This is a genomic window from Sphingobacteriales bacterium (genome assembly GCA_016699615.1).
In the GTDB taxonomy this organism is placed as follows: Bacteria; Bacteroidota; Bacteroidia; order Chitinophagales; family JADIYW01; genus JADJSS01.
The window spans coordinates 2,676,768-2,700,928 of sequence record CP064984.1; the positions used below are offsets into that span (position 1 = coordinate 2,676,768).

Annotated in this window: 18 protein-coding genes and 2 pseudogenes; 16 read left to right on the forward strand and 4 right to left on the reverse strand. The window is 31.5% G+C overall.

Features of this window, described 5'->3' with window-relative positions; all coding sequences use genetic code 11:
- Positions 1 to 39 precede the first annotated feature (39 nt).
- From pheT to IPK18_12725, 9 genes are all read left to right on the forward strand, one after another.
- A complete protein-coding gene (gene pheT / locus IPK18_12685; GenBank protein QQR97677.1) occupies positions 40 to 1,728 on the forward strand; it encodes a phenylalanine--tRNA ligase subunit beta in 1,689 nt (562 codons plus the stop codon).
- A complete protein-coding gene (locus tag IPK18_12690; protein ID QQR97678.1) occupies positions 1,728 to 2,111 on the forward strand; it encodes a hypothetical protein in 384 nt (127 codons plus the stop codon). The genes pheT and IPK18_12690 overlap by 1 nt, the downstream gene beginning before the upstream one ends.
- The gene (locus tag IPK18_12695) at positions 2,111 to 2,410 is read left to right on the forward strand and encodes a cell division protein ZapA (GenBank protein QQR97679.1); all 300 of its coding nucleotides are present in this window, start codon (positions 2,111 to 2,113) and stop codon (positions 2,408 to 2,410) included. Before IPK18_12690 ends, IPK18_12695 begins: the two co-directional genes overlap by 1 nt.
- A 66-nt stretch (positions 2,411 to 2,476) precedes the next feature.
- On the forward strand, positions 2,477 to 4,081 hold the full coding sequence (gene rny / locus IPK18_12700) for a ribonuclease Y (protein QQR97680.1): 1,605 nt from the start codon (positions 2,477 to 2,479) through the stop codon (positions 4,079 to 4,081).
- Between the two features lie 86 nt (positions 4,082 to 4,167).
- The gene (locus tag IPK18_12705; protein QQR97681.1) at positions 4,168 to 5,022 is read left to right on the forward strand and encodes a hypothetical protein; all 855 of its coding nucleotides are present in this window, start codon (positions 4,168 to 4,170) and stop codon (positions 5,020 to 5,022) included.
- A 469-nt stretch (positions 5,023 to 5,491) separates the two neighbouring features.
- The gene (locus IPK18_12710) at positions 5,492 to 9,604 is read left to right on the forward strand and encodes a T9SS type A sorting domain-containing protein (GenBank protein QQR97682.1); all 4,113 of its coding nucleotides are present in this window, start codon (positions 5,492 to 5,494) and stop codon (positions 9,602 to 9,604) included.
- Between the two features lie 291 nt (positions 9,605 to 9,895).
- Positions 9,896 to 14,098, forward strand: a complete 4,203-nt coding sequence (locus tag IPK18_12715; GenBank protein QQR97683.1) for a T9SS type A sorting domain-containing protein — start codon at positions 9,896 to 9,898, stop codon at positions 14,096 to 14,098.
- Between the two features lie 156 nt (positions 14,099 to 14,254).
- Positions 14,255 to 14,416 (forward strand): hypothetical protein, encoded by a 162-nt coding sequence (locus tag IPK18_12720; GenBank protein ID QQR97684.1) that lies wholly within the window; start codon positions 14,255 to 14,257, stop codon positions 14,414 to 14,416.
- Entirely contained in the window at positions 14,377 to 14,634 is a 258-nt protein-coding gene (locus IPK18_12725; protein ID QQR97685.1) for a DUF1801 domain-containing protein, read from the forward strand. Before IPK18_12720 ends, IPK18_12725 begins: the two co-directional genes overlap by 40 nt.
- Positions 14,635 to 14,649: 15 nt before the next feature.
- Here the strand turns inward: IPK18_12725 and proB are convergent.
- From proB to IPK18_12740, 3 genes and pseudogenes are all read right to left on the reverse strand, one after another.
- Positions 14,650 to 15,686 (reverse strand): annotated as a pseudogene (gene proB, locus IPK18_12730) (glutamate 5-kinase).
- 10 nt (positions 15,687 to 15,696) lie between these two features.
- Positions 15,697 to 16,740 (reverse strand): CoA transferase, encoded by a 1,044-nt coding sequence (locus IPK18_12735; protein ID QQR97686.1) that lies wholly within the window; start codon positions 16,738 to 16,740, stop codon positions 15,697 to 15,699.
- Between the two features lie 64 nt (positions 16,741 to 16,804).
- On the reverse strand, positions 16,805 to 17,539 hold the full coding sequence (locus IPK18_12740) for a DUF4197 domain-containing protein (GenBank protein QQR97687.1): 735 nt from the start codon (positions 17,537 to 17,539) through the stop codon (positions 16,805 to 16,807).
- A gap of 44 nt (positions 17,540 to 17,583) precedes the next feature.
- On the opposite strand from IPK18_12740, the gene IPK18_12745 reads away from it, so the two are divergent.
- From IPK18_12745 to IPK18_12755, 3 genes are read left to right on the forward strand one after another with little or no spacing between them, the layout of a single operon-like run.
- The gene (locus tag IPK18_12745; GenBank protein ID QQR97688.1) at positions 17,584 to 18,372 is read left to right on the forward strand and encodes a hypothetical protein; all 789 of its coding nucleotides are present in this window, start codon (positions 17,584 to 17,586) and stop codon (positions 18,370 to 18,372) included.
- Positions 18,338 to 18,829: a CinA family protein gene (locus IPK18_12750; protein ID QQR97689.1), complete on the forward strand. Its 492-nt coding sequence runs from the start codon at positions 18,338 to 18,340 to the stop codon at positions 18,827 to 18,829. The genes IPK18_12745 and IPK18_12750 overlap by 35 nt, the downstream gene beginning before the upstream one ends.
- A gap of 50 nt (positions 18,830 to 18,879) precedes the next feature.
- Positions 18,880 to 19,461 (forward strand): tRNA-(ms[2]io[6]A)-hydroxylase, encoded by a 582-nt coding sequence (locus IPK18_12755; protein QQR97690.1) that lies wholly within the window; start codon positions 18,880 to 18,882, stop codon positions 19,459 to 19,461.
- 120 nt (positions 19,462 to 19,581) lie between these two features.
- Here the strand turns inward: IPK18_12755 and IPK18_12760 are convergent.
- Positions 19,582 to 20,981: pseudogene (locus IPK18_12760) on the reverse strand (aldehyde dehydrogenase).
- 153 nt (positions 20,982 to 21,134) lie between these two features.
- Here IPK18_12760 and IPK18_12765 point away from each other — a divergent pair.
- From IPK18_12765 to IPK18_12780, 4 genes are all read left to right on the forward strand, one after another.
- Positions 21,135 to 21,635: a hypothetical protein gene (locus IPK18_12765; protein QQR97691.1), complete on the forward strand. Its 501-nt coding sequence runs from the start codon at positions 21,135 to 21,137 to the stop codon at positions 21,633 to 21,635.
- 91 nt (positions 21,636 to 21,726) lie between these two features.
- The gene (locus tag IPK18_12770) at positions 21,727 to 22,890 is read left to right on the forward strand and encodes a carboxypeptidase-like regulatory domain-containing protein (protein QQR97692.1); all 1,164 of its coding nucleotides are present in this window, start codon (positions 21,727 to 21,729) and stop codon (positions 22,888 to 22,890) included.
- Positions 22,841 to 23,731 carry a TonB-dependent receptor gene (locus tag IPK18_12775; GenBank protein QQR97693.1) on the forward strand — a complete coding sequence of 297 codons (891 nt, stop codon included), beginning with the start codon at positions 22,841 to 22,843 and terminating at the stop codon, positions 23,729 to 23,731. The genes IPK18_12770 and IPK18_12775 overlap by 50 nt, the downstream gene beginning before the upstream one ends.
- Positions 23,732 to 23,815: 84 nt before the next feature.
- The gene (locus IPK18_12780; protein ID QQR97694.1) at positions 23,816 to 24,154 is read left to right on the forward strand and encodes a TonB-dependent receptor; all 339 of its coding nucleotides are present in this window, start codon (positions 23,816 to 23,818) and stop codon (positions 24,152 to 24,154) included.
- The last annotated feature ends 7 nt before the right edge of the window (positions 24,155 to 24,161 follow it).

Consider the following 24,161-nt stretch of genomic DNA (forward strand, 5'->3'; position numbering starts at 1 on the left):
AGTAACGATTGACAATATTACAGTTGGCGAATCACCACAATGGTTAAAAATAGATTAACAGCTATTGGGCAAAAGTCTATAAACAATATCGTAGATGTTACCAATTATGTATTGCATGAATATGGACAACCATTGCACGCTTTTGATTTAGAAGCGTGCATTGGCAACGAAATTATTGTAAAGAATGTTGCAGCAAATACAGTTTTTAAAACTTTAGACAATCAAGATGTAAAATTATTCGCAACAGATTTGATGATTTGTAATGCACAAAATCCGATGTGTATTGCTGGTGTTTATGGTGGTTTAGATTCTGGCGTAAAATCAACAACAAAAGCAATATTTCTAGAAAGTGCATATTTTAATCCAAAATCTATCAGAAAAACATCAACAGCACATCAACTAAGAACAGAAGCAGCAGTTCATTTTGAAAAAGGCATTGATCCAGATTTTACAGAAAAAGCATTACATAGAGCAGTTGAATTACTAATGTTGATTGATAATCAGATAAAAGTAACATCACATGTTTTTAAAATCGAGCATAAAACATTCATGCCATTTGAAGTAGAATTTAATCCAAATAGAGTAAGAGAATTAATTGGACATAGCATTTCAAATGAAGATATTTATACTATTTTATCACTACTTGATATAAAAATAGATAAAACTCAAGAAATTAATAAATTATATGTACCAAACTATAGAGTTGATGTACTTAGAGATGTAGATGTAATTGAAGAAATTCTTCGCATTTATGGATTTAACAATGTACCAATTCCAAGCAAAGTAAATGCAGCTCCAAACTTTGTGGAACAGAAAGACAATGAACAAATTTACAATTCAGTTGCAAACTTTCTATCTAATCTTGGATACGCTGAAGTGATGACAAATCCATTGACAAAATCAAAATGGTTACAACAACTTTCTGATAATCAAGAAAATTGGGTGTATTTATTGAGTTCCATCAATGTAGAATTAGATACTATGCGCAACAATATGTTGTTTTCTACTTTAGAAACTATTGCATACAATCTAAATCATAAAAATTCTGACTTAAAAATATTTGAATTAGGTAAAACATACCACAAATATAATGATAAGTATGCTGAAAATGAGTTGCTTGTAAATTGTATTGTAGGTAATACAAGACAGCAAAATTGGAAATCCAATGCCATAAAATCAGATTTCTACGACATAAAATCAATAGTTGATATGATTTTCCAAAAATTTGCTATTGAGTATGATGAATTGATAGAAACAACCTCAAACTACTACGAATATGGTATTAGCTATATGAAAAAAGGAGTCGAATTAGCAAGTTTTGGAAAAGTAAGTAGCAAATGGACTAATTTCTTCAGCATAAAATCAGAAGTTTACTATGCAGAGATTAACTGGCTGAAAATTATAGATATATACCAAAAAAACAAAATCACATATAAGCCAGTTTCAAAATATCCAAGTGTAAAAAGAGATTTAGCATTGCTAATTAACAAAGAAGTTAGATTTTTAGATTTAAAAAATACAGCACAAAAAATTTCTAAACAATTATTAAAAGAAATTGATATCTTTGATGTATATACAGACGAACAAATGGATAAAAACCAAAAATCATATGCTTTAAGTTTTACTTTTAATGATGACAGTAAAACATTGATAGATAAAGATATAGATAGCATAATGAATAAATTAATTGAAGCCTACGCTAAAGAATTTAATGCAGTTTTAAGGTAATGAGCAAGTTAGACGAAAAGTGGAATAGAATCGTTAATAAAGTAAATCTTCTTATTGAGAAAAATAAGAAATTAGAAGATGTTGAGTTGAATTTACAAAATAAAATTGTATCTTTAGAACATCAAAATAATATATTAAATAAAGAAAATAGTACATTATTAACAAATAACAACGTACAAGAACTAAAAGATAAAATAACAGAACTAGAAAATATTATTAACGAAAGAAATAAAGAAAATACAAATTTAAGACAGATAATAAATAATTTACAAGAACAAAAGAAAATAGAGAATACAGCAAATACCAACAACCTAAAACTAAAAGAAGAAATGCTAGTTTGTATTTCTTCAATAGATAAAATTTTAGAAAAAATAAATCAGTAGTGGCACAGGCAAGCAATATCAATATCATAGTAGCAGGCAGACCTTATAAACTAAAAGTTTCTGCTGATGAAGAAAGCTTTGTACGACAAGCTGCGAAAGAAATAAATGATAAAATATCAGAGTATCAAAAAACATTGCTTACCAGAGATAAGCAAGACTTTTTATCAATGATTGCAATACAAACCACAGCAGATATTATTCAATCTAAAAATAAAATTTCTAATTCATCTTCTTTAGAAGCAAAATTTGATGAGTTAGAACAAATCTTAGACAAGGCATTAGGTATTACTTTGTTTTAATCTCTTTCACTTTTTCTTGTTTTTATTTTCATTATCAATTGATAAATAAAATAAAAAAATAAAGAAATGCGAATAGTAGCATATATCATCATCGCAGTAGTAGCATTAGCTATTGGTGTATTCTTAGGAAAAATCTTATTCAAAGCAGATGTAGATATACATCTTAATGAAGCAAAAGCAAAAGAAGAAAAAGCAAATGCCATAAAAGAAAGTGCAAACAGAGAGGCAGAAATCATCATCAAAGAGGCAAAAACAAATGCAGAAGTTGCCAAAAAAGATAAAATGATGGAAGCAAAAGAACACTTCTTAAAACTAAAAGAAGAGCACAATAAAGAAATTGACACTAAAAACAAAAAAATTCTTGAAGCTGAAAATAGAATAAAACAAGTTGATCAATCTTTAAAAGATAAATTAGCAAATGTAGGCAAGCAAGAAAAAGAAAACGAAGAACTAAAAAGCAAATACAACTCACAATTAGAAATTCTAAATGCTAAAAAAGCTGATGTAGAAAAAGCACACCAAGAACATATTCAAAAACTAGAACAAATTGCAAAGCTATCTGCCGAAGAAGCAAAAGCACAATTAATTGAGCAATTAAAATCTAAAGCACAATCTGAAGCATTATCACACATCAAAGCTGTGGTAGACGAAGCCAAATTAAAAGCAAACAAAGAAGCAAAGAAAGTAATCATACAATCTATACAAAGAGTAGCTGCAGAAACAGCAATCGAAAATACAGTATCAGTATTTAATTTACAAAACGACGAACAAAAAGGACAAATCATTGGACGTGAAGGTAGAAATATTAGAGCATTAGAAGCAGCAACAGGCGTAGAAATTATTGTAGATGATACACCAGAAGCAATTGTTATCTCAGGCTACGATGCATACAAAAGAGAAATAGCAAGACTATCACTACAAAGATTAGTAACAGACGGAAGAATACATCCAGCCAGAATTGAAGAAGTTGTTGCAAAAACAGAAAAATTACTAGAACAACAAATTATAGAAATTGGAGAGCGAACAGTAATAGATTTAGGCATACATGGCCTACATCCAGAATTGATAAAAATTGTTGGAAAAATGCGTTTCCGTTCATCATACGGACAAAACTTACTACAACATTCTAGAGAAGTAGCAAACTTATGCGCATTAATGGCAAGCGAAATGGGCTTGAATGCTAAAATGGCAAAACGAGCAGGCTTACTGCACGACATAGGAAAAGTATCAGATGAAGATCCAGAATTATCTCACGCACTACTAGGCGCAAAATTGTGTGAAAAATATGGCGAGCATCCAGCAATTGTAAATGCAGTAGGAGCACACCACGACGAAATGGAAATGCTTTATGTTATTTCTCCAGTTATCCAAGCTTGCGATGCTATTTCAGGCGCAAGACCAGGAGCAAGAAGAGAAATAATGGAAAGCTACATGAAACGTATCAGCGAGCTCGAAAAATTAGCATTAAGCTACAATGGTGTAGAAAAAGCATACGCTATCCAAGCAGGACGAGAATTAAGAGTAATTGTAGAAGCAGGCAAAACATCAGACAAAGATGTAGAAGAAACTGCATTCAAAATTGCACAACAGATTCAAGATGAAATGACTTATCCAGGGCAGATTAAAGTAACGGTTATCAGAGAAACACGTAGTGTTTCTGTGGCAAAATAATATTTCATATTGTTAATTCATGTAATGTATTGATTAATAAGAAGTTAATACATTAATTAAATGATAATTACTATCTTTGTTTTAAGATGTTAAAGAAAATTCTATTTGTTTTATGTTCTATCCTTTTGTTAGCATCAACAACAGGAGTATTTGCCCAAAAAACAGCAGCCAACAATAAAAATATTGGTGGTATTGGTGGTTTGGCAACTTTCGATTCAATTAAAAAAAGACCAATTGTAAAAGCATTAGAATACAATGCATACTTTAATGCCAACAAACTAAGACCAGGCGATTTAATCTTAGAAGTAGATAAAGTTCCAGTACACCAAATGAGCTATGGCGAAGTACTCAAATTAGTATTAGGTAATGTTGGAACACCTATGAGCTTAAAAGTAATCAGGTACAATAGCATTGAGCATTATTTTGAGATCAATAGAATAAGAGTAACGCTAGACATGAATCCAAAATGGTGGCAGATACCAGAATACAGATACTACACATTCAATAGTGCAATAGAAACTGCAATCAAAGATATTAATGCAAACGGAGGAACAACATTAGATAGAACAATAGATCCAATTATTCCAGATACAAAATTCTATTCAACTATTATGTTGAAAGAAGCCTACGAAAGCTTATATCTAAAAGAAAATAACAAATTTTCATGGATTTGTAATCTAATACAATGCGAAGAAAAAGAAAAAGCAGAAGGATTGTACACCATGTTTGCAGCAAAACTTTCAGGTATAAAACTAGACAATACAGTATTAGAAAAAAAGTTTGACAATAAAGAGGAAGCAAAAAAAGTATACCTACAAGTAAAGGAAACCATAATACCACAATACAATGGATTAAATGTGAGTATCAATCTTAAAAAAGAATTCAATACAGATGAAAACAAAGACTTGTGGAAAGTATTTATAGAAGTAAAAAAGATATAAAAGGTAGTATTTCACGAACTGTAAGTTGAAAATTTATTCTAAAAATTTCGACCTCCTTAAAATGGTCATAAAATTTTTGGAAATAATATTTTCAAACCAATAAATTTACATGGTTATGATTGATAAAAAAAATTATTAAACTACAAGGAATTTTACAAATCCTTAAAGAATGGAACAGAATTAAGTTCATTTTTTAAAACATTGCGATGATTAAATTGCAATACAAGAATCAAAATTTTAAGCAATCAGGTCATAAGACTGTTTGAGGCAAGGCAATTATAAATATTAGTGTGTCAAAATTTAGTACATTATTGCATAATTATATTATTATTATTATCTTTGAATTAGAAACTAAGCTGCTATAATAAAACTCATACAATAAATAACATGTTTTTTCTGTGTTATTCTTGCATTTTACTTTGATAAAATTGTTTACTATCAGTAATACGTATATTATTAATATTTTTTTATGAAAAAAATTTACATTCTTACATTCTTCTTATTCTTATTAGTTTCAACATTCGCACAGAAAAAAATTTATGTAGATGCCTCTAATATGGCAACTGTACGTAATGGTAATTCTTGGGCAACTGCATATCGAACTTTCGAAGGTGCTATTTATGATCCCACTCTTTCGGTCTTCGATACAATTTTCGTAGCAAAAGGAACTTATCAGCCGTCAAAAGACAGTATTTCATTCTGGATAAACAAACCTTTTCTGACTATTATTGGTGGGTTTCCATCTGGTGGTGGAACGCTTGCGCAGAGAAATTGGCAAAATGATTCTACTATCCTTTTAGGAAGAATGAATTCTGTCATCGCTTTTGGTGGTTCATACATTTATTCTACTTTTGATGGTTTCTATATTACGGGTGGAGATGCTGAAATTGGTGGCGGGATAAATACCAATGTTGCTGGTCTCAATAATACAATTCAAAATTGTGTCATATATAATAATAAATCAAGAATATGGTCTGGTGGTGGAATGATTAATTATGAAAAAGATTCTAAACTGATAAATGTAGTATTTAAAGGAAATATAAATACTGGAGGCACTGGTGGCGGCGCTTTAGATAATAGAGGCAAAAATTTACTCTTACAAAATGTAGAATTTATTGACAACTCTAATGTTGGAAAAATATTTGCTGCTGGAGGTGCATTAATAAATGAAGGAGATAATGTACATCTACAAAATGTACTATTTAAAGGGAATACAACTTATGCTGACTCAGGAACTGTGGATGGTGGAGCTTTAAGAAATATGGGTGATAATATGCTCTTAGAAAATGTAGTATTCGAAAATAATACAGCAACTTCAGATTTTGGTAATTCATCGTTTGGTGGTGCCTTAGCAAATTTAGGCGATAATATGATTTTGCAGAATGTAACATTTGATAATAATACTGTAATAGCAACTGGGCTATTAACAGAATTTCAAGTTCCAACTGCTTATGGCGGTGCTCTTTATAGTAATGGTAGCCGCTTAACATTGCATCAGGTTTCATTTAATGAAAATAAAGCCATAGCTAATTATGGTACTGCAATTGGCGGTGGCATATATATACAGGATGAAAATACATTGACCGAAATTGAAAATACCACATTTACCAAAAATATGGTTATAGGTGGAAACAGTTTTAATGGGGGAGGAATGACTGCTGATGTTAAAAATATAAGATTGAGAAATGTGCAATTTATCGAAAATTCACTTAGACGAAGTGATAGTATTGGATTAGATGATAATGTTTATGGTATTTTTGGTGCTGGAATGAATTGTTCGGCTGAAATTGCAGATTTGCAAGATGTAAAATACTATAGAAATTCAATAGAGTTAGAATACAAAAACATTGATCCAAGTGGTGGTGGCTTATATATTAATGCACAAACACTAAAATTAAAAAATGCAGATTTTATAGGAAATTCAATAGTAAATAACGATACTCTAATTGGCGGTGGCATTAATGGTGGCGGTATGGTTATCCGAACGGTAAATGCCAATTTAGATAATATATTGGTAAAGGAAAATACAATATATAAAAAAGGAGGAGCTATGTTTGGAGCGGGTATTTATATAGATAGTTACGGTGATAATGTAGGGAATGTTAATATTTCACAATTAAAAATTATTGAAAACAAAGCAATAGGCACAACTTTTGTTGCTGGTGCAGGATTATTTAGCGGAGCAAATGCAAACTTAAATATAGAAAATAGTATTTTAAAAGATAATAAATTGCAATCCATATATATGGATATGACAGATGTAGAAGAAGGTGGTATGTTACATGTAGCTGGTGGCTTAGGTGTTGGAGGTGCCCAAACTACAAAGGTTACTAATACGCTATTTATTGGAAATGGAAGTATAAATACACCGTATGCAGACAATGCAGCTGGCTCAGCAATATTCGGTATTTCTTCTGAAGAAATTGGTGAACCACTTAATATCGAAGTAATAAACTGCACATTTGTAAATAATGAAATCAAAGTGGATGAGGTAGCAGAAGACGGTATTTTGGCTGGAGCTATAATAGGTATTGTCGATGAATTTAATATTAAAAATAGTGTTTTTTGGAATAATACCGTAAATGGACAGCTTCAGGATATTTTAAATGCTCAAAATATGACCATTAATAATTCCTATTTCGCTAATGCTATGTCAGCTTCAGGTGATACCATTCCAGGAAGTGGAAATATTAATGATACATTAAGCCCCTTCAGAAATGCCAATAATCCTGAAGGTGCAGATGGTACTTTAGGAACACCAGATGATGGCTTGGTTTTGGCGTGTGGTGCGGTTGCTATTAATGCCGGAGATGATGCTTACTTAAGCAATACGATTACAAAAGATTTAGTTGGGTTAAATCGTTTCAACGGCACTATAGATATGGGTGCTTACGAATTTAATGGTACGGTGGATAATACAGATAGCGTTCAGGCTTGTACTGGTACACCTTATGCCTGGCATGGAACTGACTATTCTGAACCAGGAACATATACATTCCAAAACGGAACAGATGGTAATGGGTGTCCGCTCATAGATGTATTAATTATGAGTTCCAAACAAGATTCTGTAATTATTACAGAAAATTCTGTTTCAACCACTTGTGTAGATGTGCCTTTAACTGCGTTGATTGCAAATACACAAAATATTACAGGGATTACCACACAAACAGGATTGCCCAACGGCATAACAGCATCCTATAGCAATGATTCGATAATATTAAGTGGTGTTCCAGCAGATACAGGTCAATTTCAATATAAAATTTCTTTAGAAGGTTGCGGAAATCCTGAAATACTTGGCTGGTTAATTGTAAAACCAAAATTTACCATTCAGCGAGATGTTCCAACACAAACAGCATGTTATAAAACACCGATTGATACTATATTTATCCCAATCTCAAATGTTAATGCAATAAATTATGTAACTGGATTACCACAAGGTTTATCTTTTACTTTTTTTAAAAATAGATATTTGAAAACACAGAGTTTATATATTTATGGAGCACCACTCGAAAGCGGCACTTTCAACTACGAAGTACATGTGTTGGGAGATTGTGGCGACGATACTGTTTTTGCAAGAGGAACTATCAATGTTTTACCAAATGTAATTGGAGCACCTTCTGTTGATGCTCAGAATATTTGTATAAACACGCCTATAGCTGAAATTACTTTTAATGTTCCTGATGAAATTACAGGCATCTATTTGAAAAAAGCATTGCCACCAGGTGTAGATGCTGTGTATTCAAATCATCAAATAATTATAAGTGGTACGCCAACTAAAACAGGTACGTATCGATATGATGTTTTTGGAACAGGAGCATGTGGCGTAGCATCAGGTGTCATTTATGTTACAGGAGAGTTAAGAGCAAAAGATTCTGCTGCAAATGCAACCGTATGTTTGGGCAATGTGATGGATTCTATTATTATTAAAACAGAAAATGTAGAAGGAATTACGAATGTACAAAATTTACCAGAAGGTGTCAGTATAAATGCATCCAGTAGTGAAGTGATACTTTATGGAACGCCAACGACAGCTGGTATATTTAATTATTCATTTACGCTTATAGGTGTTTGTGGAACATTCGATGTTTCAGGAACCATTAAGGTAGGCGAACCTTTTGATGCACAAATTGTAATAGTGGGTGATACATTAAAAGTTACTCAAAATGATGCAAACTATCAATGGATAACTTGTAACGGCGAAATAATTGACGGAGCTACTGCACAAACCTACTCACCGGATAGTAGCGGAAATTATGCCGTTATTGTTACGAATTATAACGGGTGTGCAGATACTTCAGAATGTGTTGCTTTTATATTGACTGCTATTAAAAATGATATTTTTAAAGAGACGAAAGTGTTTCCTAACCCTACCTATGGAACAGTAAATATTGATTTCGGCAGATCATTAGAGCAATGCGTAATCAGAGTGACAGATGTTATTGGCAATATTGTTTTACAACAGACTGTAAATAACCAAACAACTACACAATTGAGTATAGATAATGTTGCGAATGGAATTTATTTCTTGTACTTAAAAACTAAAAATAACGATGAAATGGTATATAAAATATTGAAAAATTAGATAAATGTCATTATGAGCAAAATAATTTAATTTTTTAAAAAAAGTAAAAAATTTCGTAACTTGTAATGACGAGAAAATAAAGGGTAAGTGATTAAGTAAAAAAAAACTGTTAATTCTTTTATCTAGTCAATGCTGATGCTGACAATGAAAAATGAAAAATGAAAAATGAACGAAAATGAACAATAAGACTAATAAATGTAATATAAAAACTAAGGCAAACATTTTAGCTAGCTACAAACAAAAGTTAAGCAATTTGTCAAAGTTTATTATAAACAACTAAAATTTTACAAAATGAAACGATTTTACATTTCTCCTAAACACATGACCATTGTACTCCTAATGATATTAGGTGTTTACGGTCATTCATTAATGGCAGCTTGCCCTAATGCAGATCCCCTAGCAGCACCGCAGGATAATACTTTAACCTTTAAAAATACAGGTACGGGAAGTATGACCATAACAAGTATTTATTTTACTGGTAGTCCTATTACTATAGCTTCTGGTGCAACTAATACTTTAACTTGTAGAGGTGGTGGTTCTCCGACGGAGTTTTTTTATTCAGGTGGTACGGCGGTTCAGGTTACAAGTGCTGCAAATGGCGGAACTTATTATACTGCAATGCTTAGTGGTGGTTTTATCATAATTCCGGGAGAAGTCTTACAAGAAAATTATTGGGGAACCGAAGCGCCTACAAAGACGTATACACCAAGTTGTAGTACGCCGTTTACTTATAAATTAGGAGCAGGAGCTTACCAAGATATTGTAATTCCAGCAAATACTTATGTTGATTTTTCATGGAATTCTAATGCAGGGTCTACTTTTGGTGGAATAAACGGCTATAAAGCAACAGTTTCAGGTGGTACAGGTAATTCTGGTGTTGATGGTGCTTTTCAATTTAATACTACGTCTGGGTGGTATTCTGGTTCTACAGATGCAACAATTAGGGTCTTGGCAAAAAGAACTAACGGTTCATGGGATTGTAATAGATATGCAACCTTAACGATTGCAACATCTCAACCCATTGCCCCAACCTTAAATACTAAAACACCAGATGTTACAAATATATGCGCTGGACAGAATGTAAGTGCAACTATTAATGCAGGTAGTGGCGGTGCTAGTGCATCAGATACATATCAATATAGTATAGATGGTGGAACTTGGACAGCATATACATCAGGTGCGACTATAAACACATCAAGTGCTACAACAAGTGTACAAATAAGAGTAAGTAGAAGCGCAGGTACTGGTTCCGGTTGTATTGCTGCTGGATCAACTGTTATTGCATCATGGACAGTATATCCACAAATTGTAGCACCAACATTAAATGTAAAAACACCTAATGTAGCTAATATATGTGAAGGTACTAATGTAAGTGCAACTATTAATGCAGGTAGTGGAGGCATTGGTGCATCAGATACATATCAATATAGTATAGATGGTGGAACTTGGACAGCATATACATCAGGTGCGACTATAAACACATCAAGTGCTACATCAAGTGTACAAATAAGAGTAAGTAGAAGCGCAGGTACTGGTTCCGGTTGTAATGCTGCTGGACCAACTGTTATTGCATCATGGACAGTAGTAGCACAACCAACAGCACCAACATTAAATGTAAAAACACCTAATGTAGCTAATATATGCGCTGGACAGAATGTAAGTGCAACTATTAATGCAGGTAGTGGCGGTGCTAGTGCATCAGATACATATCAATATAGTATAGATGGTGGAACTTGGACAGCATATACATCAGGTGCGACTATAAACACATCAAGTGCTACAACAAGTGTACAAATAAGAGTAAGTAGAAGCGCAGGTACTGGTTCCGGTTGTAATCTCACACCAACTGTTATTGCATCATGGGCAGTATATCCACAAATTGTAGCACCAACATTAAATGTAAAAACACCTAATGTAGCTAATATATGTGAAGGTACTAATGTAAGTGCAACTATTAATGCAGGTAGTGGAGGCATTGATGCATCAGATACATATCAATATAGTATAGATGGTGGAACTTGGACAGCATATACATCAGGTGCGACTATAAACACATCAAGTGCTACAGCAAGTGTACAAATAAGAGTAAGTAGAAGCGCAGGTACTGGTTCCGGTTGTAATGCTGCTGGACCAACTGTTATTGCATCATGGGCAGTATATCCACAAATTGTAGCACCAACATTAAATGTAAAAACACCTAATGTAGCTAATATATGCGCTGGACAGAATGTAAGTGCAACTATAAATGTAGGTAGTGGAGGCATTGGTGCATCAGATACATATCAATATAGTATAGATGGTGGAACTTGGACAGCATATACATCAGGTGCGACTATAAACACATCAAGTGCTACAGCAAGTGTACAAATAAGAGTAAGTAGAAGCGCAGGTACTGGTTCCGGTTGTAATGCTGCTGGACCAACTGTTATTGCATCATGGACAGTAGTAGCTGCCCCAACAGCTGGGAGTATTGGAAATGCACAAACTTTATGTAATGGTGCTGATCCTGCTGCAATTTCTAGCATAACTGATGGTACAGGAAGTGGTACAATAACTTATAGATGGGAAAGTTCTCCAAATAACTCAACTTGGACAGCTATTGCAGGTGAGGTATTGACTACATATGATCCACCAGTATTAACATCAACTATGTATTATAGGAGAGTTACTATTTCTACAAATGGTGGAAATATTTGTGAATCTACATCAGCAACAACACCAATTCAAATAACAGTGCAAAGTGTACCAACAGCAGGAGTAATTGGAAATGCACAAACTATCTGTAATAATACTACACCTGTTGCAATTAGTAGTACAACAGCTGGTACAGGAAGTGGAACAATAACTTATAGATGGGAACAAGCTGAAATCCCATACACAACTTGGACAACTGCAATAGGCACTATTTCTGGTGCTACTTTCACGCCATCTGCTTTAACTGCAAATACACAATATAGACGATTTACTATTTCAACGCTAAGTGGAAATGTATGTGAATCTACATCAGCAACAACACCAATACAAATAACGGTGCAAAGTGTGCCAACAGCTGGTACAATTTCAAGTTCTAATATAGTTATTTGTACTGGTGGTAATCCTGCTGCTTTTAATAATGATGCAAGCGGAACTGGAGATGGAACAATAACATATCGTTGGGAGAAATCTGTAGATCCATTTATTACATGGACAACAATTGGTAGTGCAACTGGCGCTACATATGATCCGCCAGCACCATTGTCACAAACGACGAAATTTAGAAGATATACAGTATCAACAGTAGGTGCCAATGCTTGCGAAAGTAGTTCAGCAAGTAACGAAATAACTATTTATACAGATGATAATAATTCCGGTGGTGTTATTGCAAGCACAAATAGCACAAGAACATGTGTTATTTACGATGCAAACTGGCATTATTTTAGAAATGATGCTGGTGAAGTAATTGCTGCTGTAAATAGTAATGGCGAAAATTTAGGTAGTACAACGATGACAGTAACTATTGAAGATAATCTTCATAATTATAATAGTATTGATTATGATTCTCCTGAACACGGAGATGGTGGTTTAGGTAGAAGTGGCTCGTGCTTTGGCTTGCCAGAATTATCTATGAGAAGATGGTACACCATAACACCAAGCATACAACCTACAGCTAATTGTAATGTGAAGTTATTTTTTACTAATAATGATTATAGTAATTATGCATCAGAAATTGGTTCTTGGGATACAGACCACACGGGACAAAATTCATATAGTTTTTGTTATGGTAGTACATCAAATAATTTAGATTTAGTAATATCAAAAGATGAGTCTTATGATTTATTATCAGTGATTGGAAAATCTGCAACAGGTGGTCCTGGTGGTACAACTGAATATGAATTTACAGTACCATCATTTTCAACATTCCGTTTTCATACTACAAGTGGTATTGGTGGTCCACTTCCAGTAGAACTTCTTTCTTTTAATGGATATTTTTCAAATAGTAGTAACGTGTTAGAATGGGTTACTTTATCCGAAATAAATTCTCAAAAATTCGTAATAGAAAAAAGTATAAATGCAACAAATTGGACTGCAATTGGTGAAGTTGCAGCCGCTGGAAATAGTAACCAAAGATTAGAATATACATTTATTGATGTTAATCCTGAAGTAGGTAATAATTATTATAGACTAAAAATTATTGATTTTGATGGTACATATAGCTACAGTGGTGTAATAGATATTTTAGTAGATGGAATTACTGAAAATAAAATTGTTAATCTATATCCAAATCCAACTAATCGTAGTACAACTATTACAACGACATTATCTTCTGTACAAAATCAGACAGCAAGAATAGATATTGTAGATATGTTAGGACGAATAATGCTTAGCCAAAATGTCGAATTGACAAGTGGATATAATAATATTAAACTTGATGTAAATGTACTTAATGGTACTTATGTTTTAAGATACATAGATAATAATGGTAAAAGCCATTATGGAAAATTTATTAAAAATTAAATAGAAATATTTTAGTTTTATTTAATAATATTAAATGCATTGTTATTATAACAATGCATTTTTTTGTTTAAAGAAATGATACATACAAGAAGTGACTTTTTTAATTTTTGTATCTTAGTATGAAAAATATATTGTTTCTATAGCTTAAAACTTATCATGGAAAATAATAATGCTGACTTTGAGCAAATCATAGCTGAATTTTCAGATGATGTGAAAAATATTGCAAGACAAACAAGAAGTCTTATATATACTATATTGCCAAATGTAGTAGAAGTGGTTTGGCAAAAACAAAAATTTCAGGATATGGTACAGGAATAAAGAAGAATACAGAACACTTCTGTTGGATAATGCCAACCAAAAATTATGTAAACTTAGGATTTAACTATGGTGCTGAATTTCCAGACTCAAAGAAATTACTTGAAGGTACAGGAAAATTATACAGACATATAAAAATAAAATCAATAAATCAATTGTCTGATAAAGACTTAATTGAACTTTTGAAATTTGCTACAATATATAAAGTACCTAAAATTTAGTTACTATTTTATTTGTTAGATCAAAACAATTTCATCAGCGTGTGCTAAAATAATATTCTGTGTTTTTAATTTTGCTTTAAGTTCTACTGCATTAATTTTTGCTTTAGCAACTGCAATTAAATTATTGTCTTCATCTAAAATTTCTATAGCTTCATTTGAGTCAAATGCTTGAATAATATTTAAAACACCAACAGCTAATAAACTTTTACGTTTTAGTAAGGCATTCTTTGCGCCATTATCAATTTGTACAGTACCAATTATTTTGCTTCCACTAGCCAGCCATTTTTGTCTTGCAGATGCCATTATACTTTTGCAAAAATAGTAGTGCCAGTTTTTTCAGCCAATGCATCAATAATTGAATGCTGTTTTTTAGCATTAAAAATATGAACTTTAATACCTAATGATGTAGCCAATTTTGCAAAAGTAAGTTTACTGAGCATGCCACCCAAGCCAACAGCACTTTTACTTTTATTAGCTAAACCCAATGTATTCGCATCAAATTTTTGAATCTTACTTACAACTTTATTTTCTTGGTCCAACACACCATCCACACTTGTTGCAATTAACAAATGCGAGGCATTCAAACCAATAGCTAATAAAGTAGCCAATTCGTCGTTATCAGAAAATTTTAATTCATAATCGCTGACAACATCATTTTCATTTGCAATTGGAATGATATTGTTTTTCCATAATTCTTCCAATGTTGAACGTAATTGTAAGAATTTTGCTCTATCAGAAAAATGATTGCGTTCGCATAGGCTTTGTGCAATTGCAATATCATATTTTTTAAATGCATTTGCATATTTTTGTATCAAAATAGGATTGCCAATAGCTGCGGCAGCTTTACGTTCTTCTATTTTTCCAGAATAATTTGGTAAGTATTTTTTTCCTGTACCAACAGCACCAGATGATACAATGAGTATACAATATTCTTTATGTAAGTTAGATAATTGCCTTACCAATTCATTTAAAACAGGAGTGTCTATTTCTCCCGTTTTTTTAGTAATTCCAGCTGTACCAATTTTATATACTAATACTTTTTTTTTGTTCATATTAATATAATTACTCAATATTATATTGTTTGTTATGTTCGCCCATTTCTGGTGGTGCACTAAACTCTTGCTGATCTTTTATTGCAGAAAATTTTATTGGTTGATTAATCATCTTAATTTTACCTAAACTTGGATGCTCAACTTCCACAAAGTTATTTCTTGCTATGTGATATGGATCTTGTTCTATCTCATCCAATTCATAAATTGGAGCAATACAACAATCAGCATTAATAGTTTGAGTTATCCATTCATCTCTTGTTTGTGTAAGAAATAAAGTTTTTAGCTCATTTTTTACCTGTTCGTCCATCATTTTAGAAGTCCATTCTGGCTTTTGTATTGCGGTGCAAAAGTTAATCCAAAATTTAGGTTCTAAACTACCTAATGCTATCCATTTTTCATCTTTACATTTATAAATATTATAATTTACCAAACTGCCTGCCAATGGATGTTCGCCACGTTGGTATGTTTTAGAACTATTTAGTGTTTCGGTAAGATAAAATGAAAGAAAAGGAAGCACGCAATCTGTCATGGCTACATCAACAATTTGTCCTTCGCCTGTTCTATCTCTGTGCCAAAGTGCAGCTAAGCAAGCAATAATAGTTGGATATGTACCACCAGCAATATCTGCAATTTGTATGCCTGGTTTCATTATTTTATCTGGTGTGCCATTTATGCCTAAAACTCCAGCATAGGCTAAATAGTTAATGTCATGACCTGCCATGTTTTTGTATGGACCATCTTGTCCATAGCCAGTTACTGCAACATAAATTATTTTAGGATTATATTGTTTTACTGTTTCATAATCCAATTTCATTTTTGCTAAAACACCAGGTCTGAATGAATCTACAACAATATCTGCTTCTTTTACTAAATCATAGAATTGTTGTAATCCTTTTTCAGTTTTTAGATTTAGTGTAATAGATTTTTTATTTCTATTTAATGCTAAATAATTAACGCCAACACCATTCAAATGTGGTGGCATAAAACGTGTGTAATCAGGTACATTTGGGTCTTCAATTTTAATGATCTCAGCGCCCATATCAGCCATCAACATAGTTGATAATGGTCAGGCAATAATCTTGATAAATCAAGTACTTTTATACCATTCAAAACACCTTTTAGCATAAAATTATTTTTTTGAATCTGCAAATGAGAATACCTTTTTCATTAAATCTGTAACTCTTGCCAAGCGGATTTGCTCTGATTTTATTTTCTTCTTTTTCAACCATTGTAAAAACACCTTGCAATGCTTTTTCTGTTACAAAGCCAGTTAAATCTGTATTTACTTGTTTTACTAAAGGAATTTTGTTATATACATTCATAGCATCAGACCAATATTTTGTGGCATTTACTTGTCCTAAAGAATTATCTACAATAGGTCTAAATTTTTCAGTAAGTAATGGTGTTGTCGTCTTTTTTAAATATGCTGTTGCTGTGCCATCACCACCTAAAAGTATGCTCATTGCATCTTGTATAGTCATTTGTTTGATAGCATTAACAAACACTTCAATAGCAACGCCTGATGCTTTTTCTGCTGCTCTATTTAATGATGTTGTTACATTGTCAACTTGTTTTTGCATACCCAATTTAAGCATTGCATCTTTTACAACATTTGCTTGCTCTGGCCAAGGAATTTTTACTAAATCATTTCCAAGAAATCCATTTTCTTTAGATAATAATCCCATTCCAATATTTATACCTTGTGATAATGCATCTTTCAAACCACCAGCAGCATCACTTTCTGTAACAGTTGTGCTATTTGTGCCAAGTATAGAACCTACAGCATCTTGTATTTGTTGTGTAGAACAACCAAATAAGAATAAACTGAAAATTAAAACGTAAATTTTTTTCATCTTTGTATATAATTTAATTATGCACTAAAATAAGAAAAAATATAATGAATGCAAATATTTTAACTATAGGTGATGAACTTTTGATTGGAAACACAATTAATACTAATGCAGCTTGGATAGCACAACAACTAAATTTAATTGGTGTTGATGTAAAACATCATATAACAATTTCAGATGATAGAGATGATATTGTTAATTGTTTAGATTTGTACTTAAAAGATGTTGAAGTAATTGTTATTACTGGTGGTTTAGGACCAACTAATGATGATATTACTAAAAAAGTATTATGTGATTATTTTGGTGGAAAATTAATCTTTAATGAAGAAGCTTATAATAATATTGAAAGAATATTTAATTCTAGAAAAAGATTAATTAATGAAGCTACTAAGTATGTTGCATATCTACCTGATAATTGTACACCAATACAGAATAAAAATGGTACTGCAGCTGGGATGATTTTTACAAAAGAGAATAAAACGATTGTTTCAATGCCAGGTGTGCCTTATGAAATGAAAGCCATGGTTACTGATGATTTTATTCCATATCTAAAAACTAAATATTCATTTCCTACAATAATACATAAGCACATTCTTACTGTCGGAATAGGTGAATCTCAAATTGCTGATAATTTGGTTGAGTTTGAACAAAACTTATCTAAACAAATAAAATTAGCTTATTTGCCGAGTATTGGTAAGGTAAAACTTAGATTGACTGCAAAAGGAGAAAATAAACATGAATTACAATCTTTGATAAATGATGCAACCGAATATATTGTTGATAAAGTAAAAGACAATCTATATGGTTTTGATGATGATGTTTTTGAAGAAAAATAGGAGCGATGCTTTAAGAAAAAACCTTACCATATCTACTGCAGAAAGTTGTACTGGTGGTTATTTAGCACATTTAATTACATCAATATCAGGTAGTTCTGCCTATTATCATGGTAGTATAGTAGCATATGATAATTGTATAAAAGAAAATATTTTACACGTTAAAAGAGATATATTAAATACATATGGTGCAGTAAGTGAACAAACAGTTTCTGAGATGTTAGATGGTGCTATAGATACTTTTAATACTGATATTTCAATTGCAACATCAGGCATTGCTGGACCAACAGGAGGAACGCAAGATAAACCAGTTGGTACTGTTGTTATTGGTATTGCCAACAAACAAGAAAAATGGATTAAGAAATTTGTGTTCACAAACAATCGAGAAATAAATATTCAGTTGTCAAGCACAGTTGCATTGTTTATGTTGAAAAAATTTGTAGAAAAAAAATATCAATAAAATCAAAAAGTTTTTCTAAATATATTACTTAATTCTTTTTATTAAAAATCATGTTAGGATTAAAATTAGCAACTGACCCACGTTGGGTAAATTTAGCAGAAAAATCAATTGAAGAAATATTAACCGACCATGCCTATTGCGAACAAAAAGCAACTTCGGCTTGCATTGCATTAATACAAAATTTTCCTGAAAAAGATTATTTAGTTCATAAATTAATGCCTGTGGTACACGAAGAATGGACACATTTTAAATTGGTGCTAGACGAACTTAAAAAACGTAATTTAAAATTAGGCACTCAAAGAAAAGATGAATACGTATTACAATTAAATAAATTTTTTACAAAAGGCAACACCAGAGAAACAAGATTTTTAGATCATGTATTGATGGCAGGATTAATAGAAGCTCGCAGTTGCGAAAGATTCAGATTATTATCTTTAGAAATTAATGATGAAGCATTAAAGAAATTCTATCATCATTTAATGATTGCGGAAGCCAACCATTATAAAATGTTTTTAGATATTGCATTACACTATTTTGAGAAAGATAAAGTAAAAGATAGATGGAATGCATGGCTAGATTTTGAAACAAAAATACTTGAAAACATGCAACTCCGTGGCGATAGAATCCATTAGAAATTAGGAAATAATTCCCACAATAATATAAATAAATTGAGAATCAAATACTACATAAGTAGATAGAAAACAAAAGTACTAGTACTAAACTATTAAATTTTCTTATAACATTCTTTTACATTACATCAACCAATCTATTAGTTTTCTAAGCATTTTTTCTGCTTTATTTGTGTAAGGTGGATACCTAAATGCTACATCGCTTAGTGTAGATTTTTTAAGTACACCTTTTCTGTGCGAAAAAATATCAAAACTAAGTTTGCCATGATATTGTCCTATACCACTATCGCCCACACCACCAAATGGTAAATTAAATTGACCAACATGCATTAAACATTCGTTTATAGATGCATTTCCTGATGATGTTTCTTGTAATATTTTTTGTTGATATAATTTGTTTTCAGAAAAATATACAACGCCAAAGGTTTGCTTCTGCTCGTAACAAATGCAATGGCATCTTCTAATTTATCATAAGTAATAATTGGCATCAATGGACCAAAAATTTCTTCTTGCATCACGGCATCATCTGGTTGTAAATTATCTATTATGGTTGGCGAGATATATTTTTCATGAATATCTGTTTGTCCACCAAAAATTACATCAGCATTTTTAAATAAGTTGGATACTCTAATAAAATGTTTTTCAGATATAATTCTGCCAAATGAATCACTTAATTTCGGATTTTCGCCATAAAATTCAGTAATTGTTTTCTTAGCTTCTGCTATAAATTTATCTTTTATTTTTCTGTCTACTAAAAAATAATCTGGTGCCACACAAGTTTGTCCAGTGTTGGTAAATTTCCCCCAAATTAATCGTTTAATTGCCCATTTAAAATCTATGGTTTCATCTACAAAGCATGGCGATTTTCCACCTAATTCTAACGTAACAGGCGTAAGTTGTTTGGCAGCTTTTTGGTAAATTTCTGTACCTACTTCTTTTCCACCAGTAAAAAATATATAATCTAATTTTTCTTCTAATAAATCATTGCAAACACTAAAATCAGTTAATACTTTTAAATATTCATCTGCAAAGTTTTGGTTAATTAAAGTTTCTAATAATTTGCAAGTATTTTCGCTCATTCTAGATGGTTTCATAATTACAGTGTTGCCAGCAGCAATAGCACCAATTGTTGGAGCTAATAATAACTGAAAAGGATAATTCCATGGAGCAATAACATATACTAAACCAAGAGGCTCACTTTGTATCCAACTACTTCCTAGCTGATGAAAAAGAGGCGTAGCAACTTTTTCTGGTTTCGCCCATTTTGTTATAGATTTTATAGTGTGGTCTATATCTTTTAATACAAAACCTACTTCTGTGGTGTAAGCTTCTAAAGAAGATTTATTTAAGTCTTTTTTAAGAGCATCTAAAATTTTACTTTCATTATCTACAATAAGTTGTCTTAATTTTTTAAGTTGAGAGATTCTAAACGCCACATCTTTAGTAGCTCCAGAATTAAAATAATTTCTCTGTTTATTTACCAAAGCTTTCGCAGAGATTGTATTTAAAGTTGCAGTTTCCATTTAACAATTTTTTATTAGATGCTAATATACTACTTTTTATTAAAAGATGAATAAAAGTAATATTTTTTTCAGTTTAACAATATTTTAAACATAATTGTTTGTAGAATTAAAAAATAATACTATTTTTGTTTAAACAATTTAAATTTAATTAACATGACAAAAAACTTTTTTATTTTATCAGTATTAGCAATTTTCACGGTATTTACTTCAGCATGCAAAAAAGACGAAGACAAATATGCATGTGAAAAATCAGAATTTTTAGGAACGTTTAATGGAAGCCATTCATTAAATATCAATCAACCAACTAAAATTAGTATTCCAATTAATGATAAAATTATTGTTTCAGATATAACTGGTACAGATTCAGTTTTAGTTACTTCAGAAACATTAGGTTTAACAGTAAGAGGTATTGTTACTGACTGTAAAATTTATGTACCAGGAGCAACTGTAGAATCATTTGAATATGAATTAGGAGGAATATTTGGTGATGCAATTGTAGAAAATGTAAATGCAAATTTAACATTAAGATTTAACATTACAAAAGGACAATTAGAGACCCAAATTGATGTAAATGAAGGTACTGCATCTACATCAACTGGTATATTAAATGACCAATCAATAGCAGATACAGAGTTAAAAGGGACTTTTAAATAATATTTAGTTCTATTGAAAAATGCTCCAATAATTTGGGGCATTTTTTTTGTCAGTATTATAAATAATCATACATTAGCAAAAAATAACAAATATGAAATATTTTTTATCATTTTTTTCACTTCTATTTAGCATCTATAGTTTTGCTCAAAATGGAAAATTAAAAGGAAACATTACAGATATTAAAAGTAATGAAGCCTTAATTGGTGTAAATGTCTCCATTCAAAATGCTCAAGAAGGAACCACAACAGATATTGATGGTAATTTTGAATTAGATTTGGCAGAAGGGAAATATACTATGGTGTATAGTTACGTTGGCTATGAAGAAAAAAAACAAGAAGTCGTTATTTCAGCAAATAAAGAAACTATTGCCAATATTCAATTATCAGAATCACGTAGCCTATTAAACGAAGTCGTAATTACAAGTAGTAAATTCGCACGCAGAATAGGAGAAGAAACCGTATCAATAGATGTCATTAAGCCAGTTATGTTAGAAAAACAAAACCTAACTGAAGCAGGAGATGTTGTTTCTCGTAACCCAGGTGTTACGGTAGTAGATGGACAACCTAATATACGTGGTGGTTCTGGATGGTCTTATGGTGCTGGTTCAAGAGTATTATTATTAATGGACGATTTACCTATGTTACAGCCTGATGCAGGTTTCGTATCTTGGGACCAATTTCCTGTAGAAAATATCTCTCAAATAGAAGTAATTAAAGGTGCGGCTTCAGCATTATATGGCTCTTCTGCCATGAATGGTATCATCAATATCAGAACAGCTTACCCAACATCAGAACCATATTTTAAATTTTCTGTTTTTGGTGGTGTAAGCGATAATCCAAATCAAAAAGAGAGAATAGGAATAATAGATGCAGCAGGAAATTTTACTGGTCAATTTCAAGAAACTAAAGTAAACAAAAATTGGTGGGAACTTGATAGTATAACATTTCTTGGTGGAACTGGTGTTATAAATACTCCAGATACTACTTTTGTAAATGATTCAAGACAAAGACCACATACTTATGGGTTCTCTTTTAATTATAGAGAAAAATTAACGAAGAGTAAAAAATTAGATTTCATTTTTGGTGGTCAATTTAATAAAGAGATTGGACATAATTGGGGTAGCACAGGTACAAGAGGAAGATTTAATATCAATACCAATTATAGAATTAACGAGAAAATACAAGTGGGTGTGAATGCTAATTTATATGCAGCCAAATCTCAAACTTTCTTTTTGGGGAGGAGGTGGAATAAATAAGTATATACCAGGAGCAATTACTGGTTACCCAACTGAATCTCGCTCATTTAGAGGTACTATAGATCCATTTTTTAGATATGCAGATGCCAAAGGTAATAGCCATAAAATATTAACTAGATTTATGCGTACAGAAATAGATAATTCTAACGATCAAGATAATTCTTCAAATTATTATTATGGAGAATATCAATATCAAAGAAATATATCAAAAATTAATTTTGTTATCACAACAGGATTTACAGGAAACTACACAACATCTGAATCTCAATTATTTGGAAATACTAACCATTCTCTGTATAATTTAGCAGGTTATGTACAATTAGATAAAAAGTTTTGGAACAGATTAAATATAACTTATGGTTTCAGATTTGAAACTTTTAGAATGGATGATGCCAAAGCAGAAACCAAACCAGTTTCAAGAGTAGGTATAAACGTTGAAGCAGCTAAATATACATTTATTAGAGCATCTTGGGGTCAAGGCTATCGTTTCCCAACTATTGCAGAAAAGTTCATAGAAACATCGTTAAGTGAATTTTTAAAAATAAAACCAAATCCAAATTTGACATCAGAAACAGGTATGTCTGCCGAAATAGGAATTAAACAAGGTGTTAAATTAGGTAGAGACTTTAATGCATATTTAGATTTAGCTGCTTTCTATCAAGAATATAATGATATGATGGAGTTTAATTTTGATGTAGATGGCGGAATTTTAGGCTTTCTTTCTAAAAATATAGGGAATACAAGAATTTATGGCACAGAAGTTACTTTAATGGGAGAAGGAAAATTGTTTAAAAAATTTCCAACTACATTAGTAGCAGGATATACTTTCATTATTCTTTAATACAAAGAATTTAATAGTACTTCAACAAAAGATTTTACAGATTATAATGTATTAAAATATAGATTCAGACATCAAGTACAATCTATGTGGGATGTTAGTTTTGGACCATTCGATTTTGGTGTATCAGTACAATATTTTAGTGCAATGGAAAATTTTGATGATGTACTTGCCCTTGTTTCTCCAAGCATTCTAGAATTTAGATATGGAAAATTAAAAGATAACTGGGAAGATAAAAAACCTCAAAATCAATTAAAAGGTGATGTCGTAATGGATTTAAGAGCAGGTATAAACTTTGGAAAAGATAAAAACTATCGTTTTATGTTCACTGTAAAAAATGTTACCAACAGAGAATATACACTTAGACCATCATTAGTAGAAGCACCAAGAAATTACGGATTTAGATTTGATATGACATTCAAGTAGCTAAATA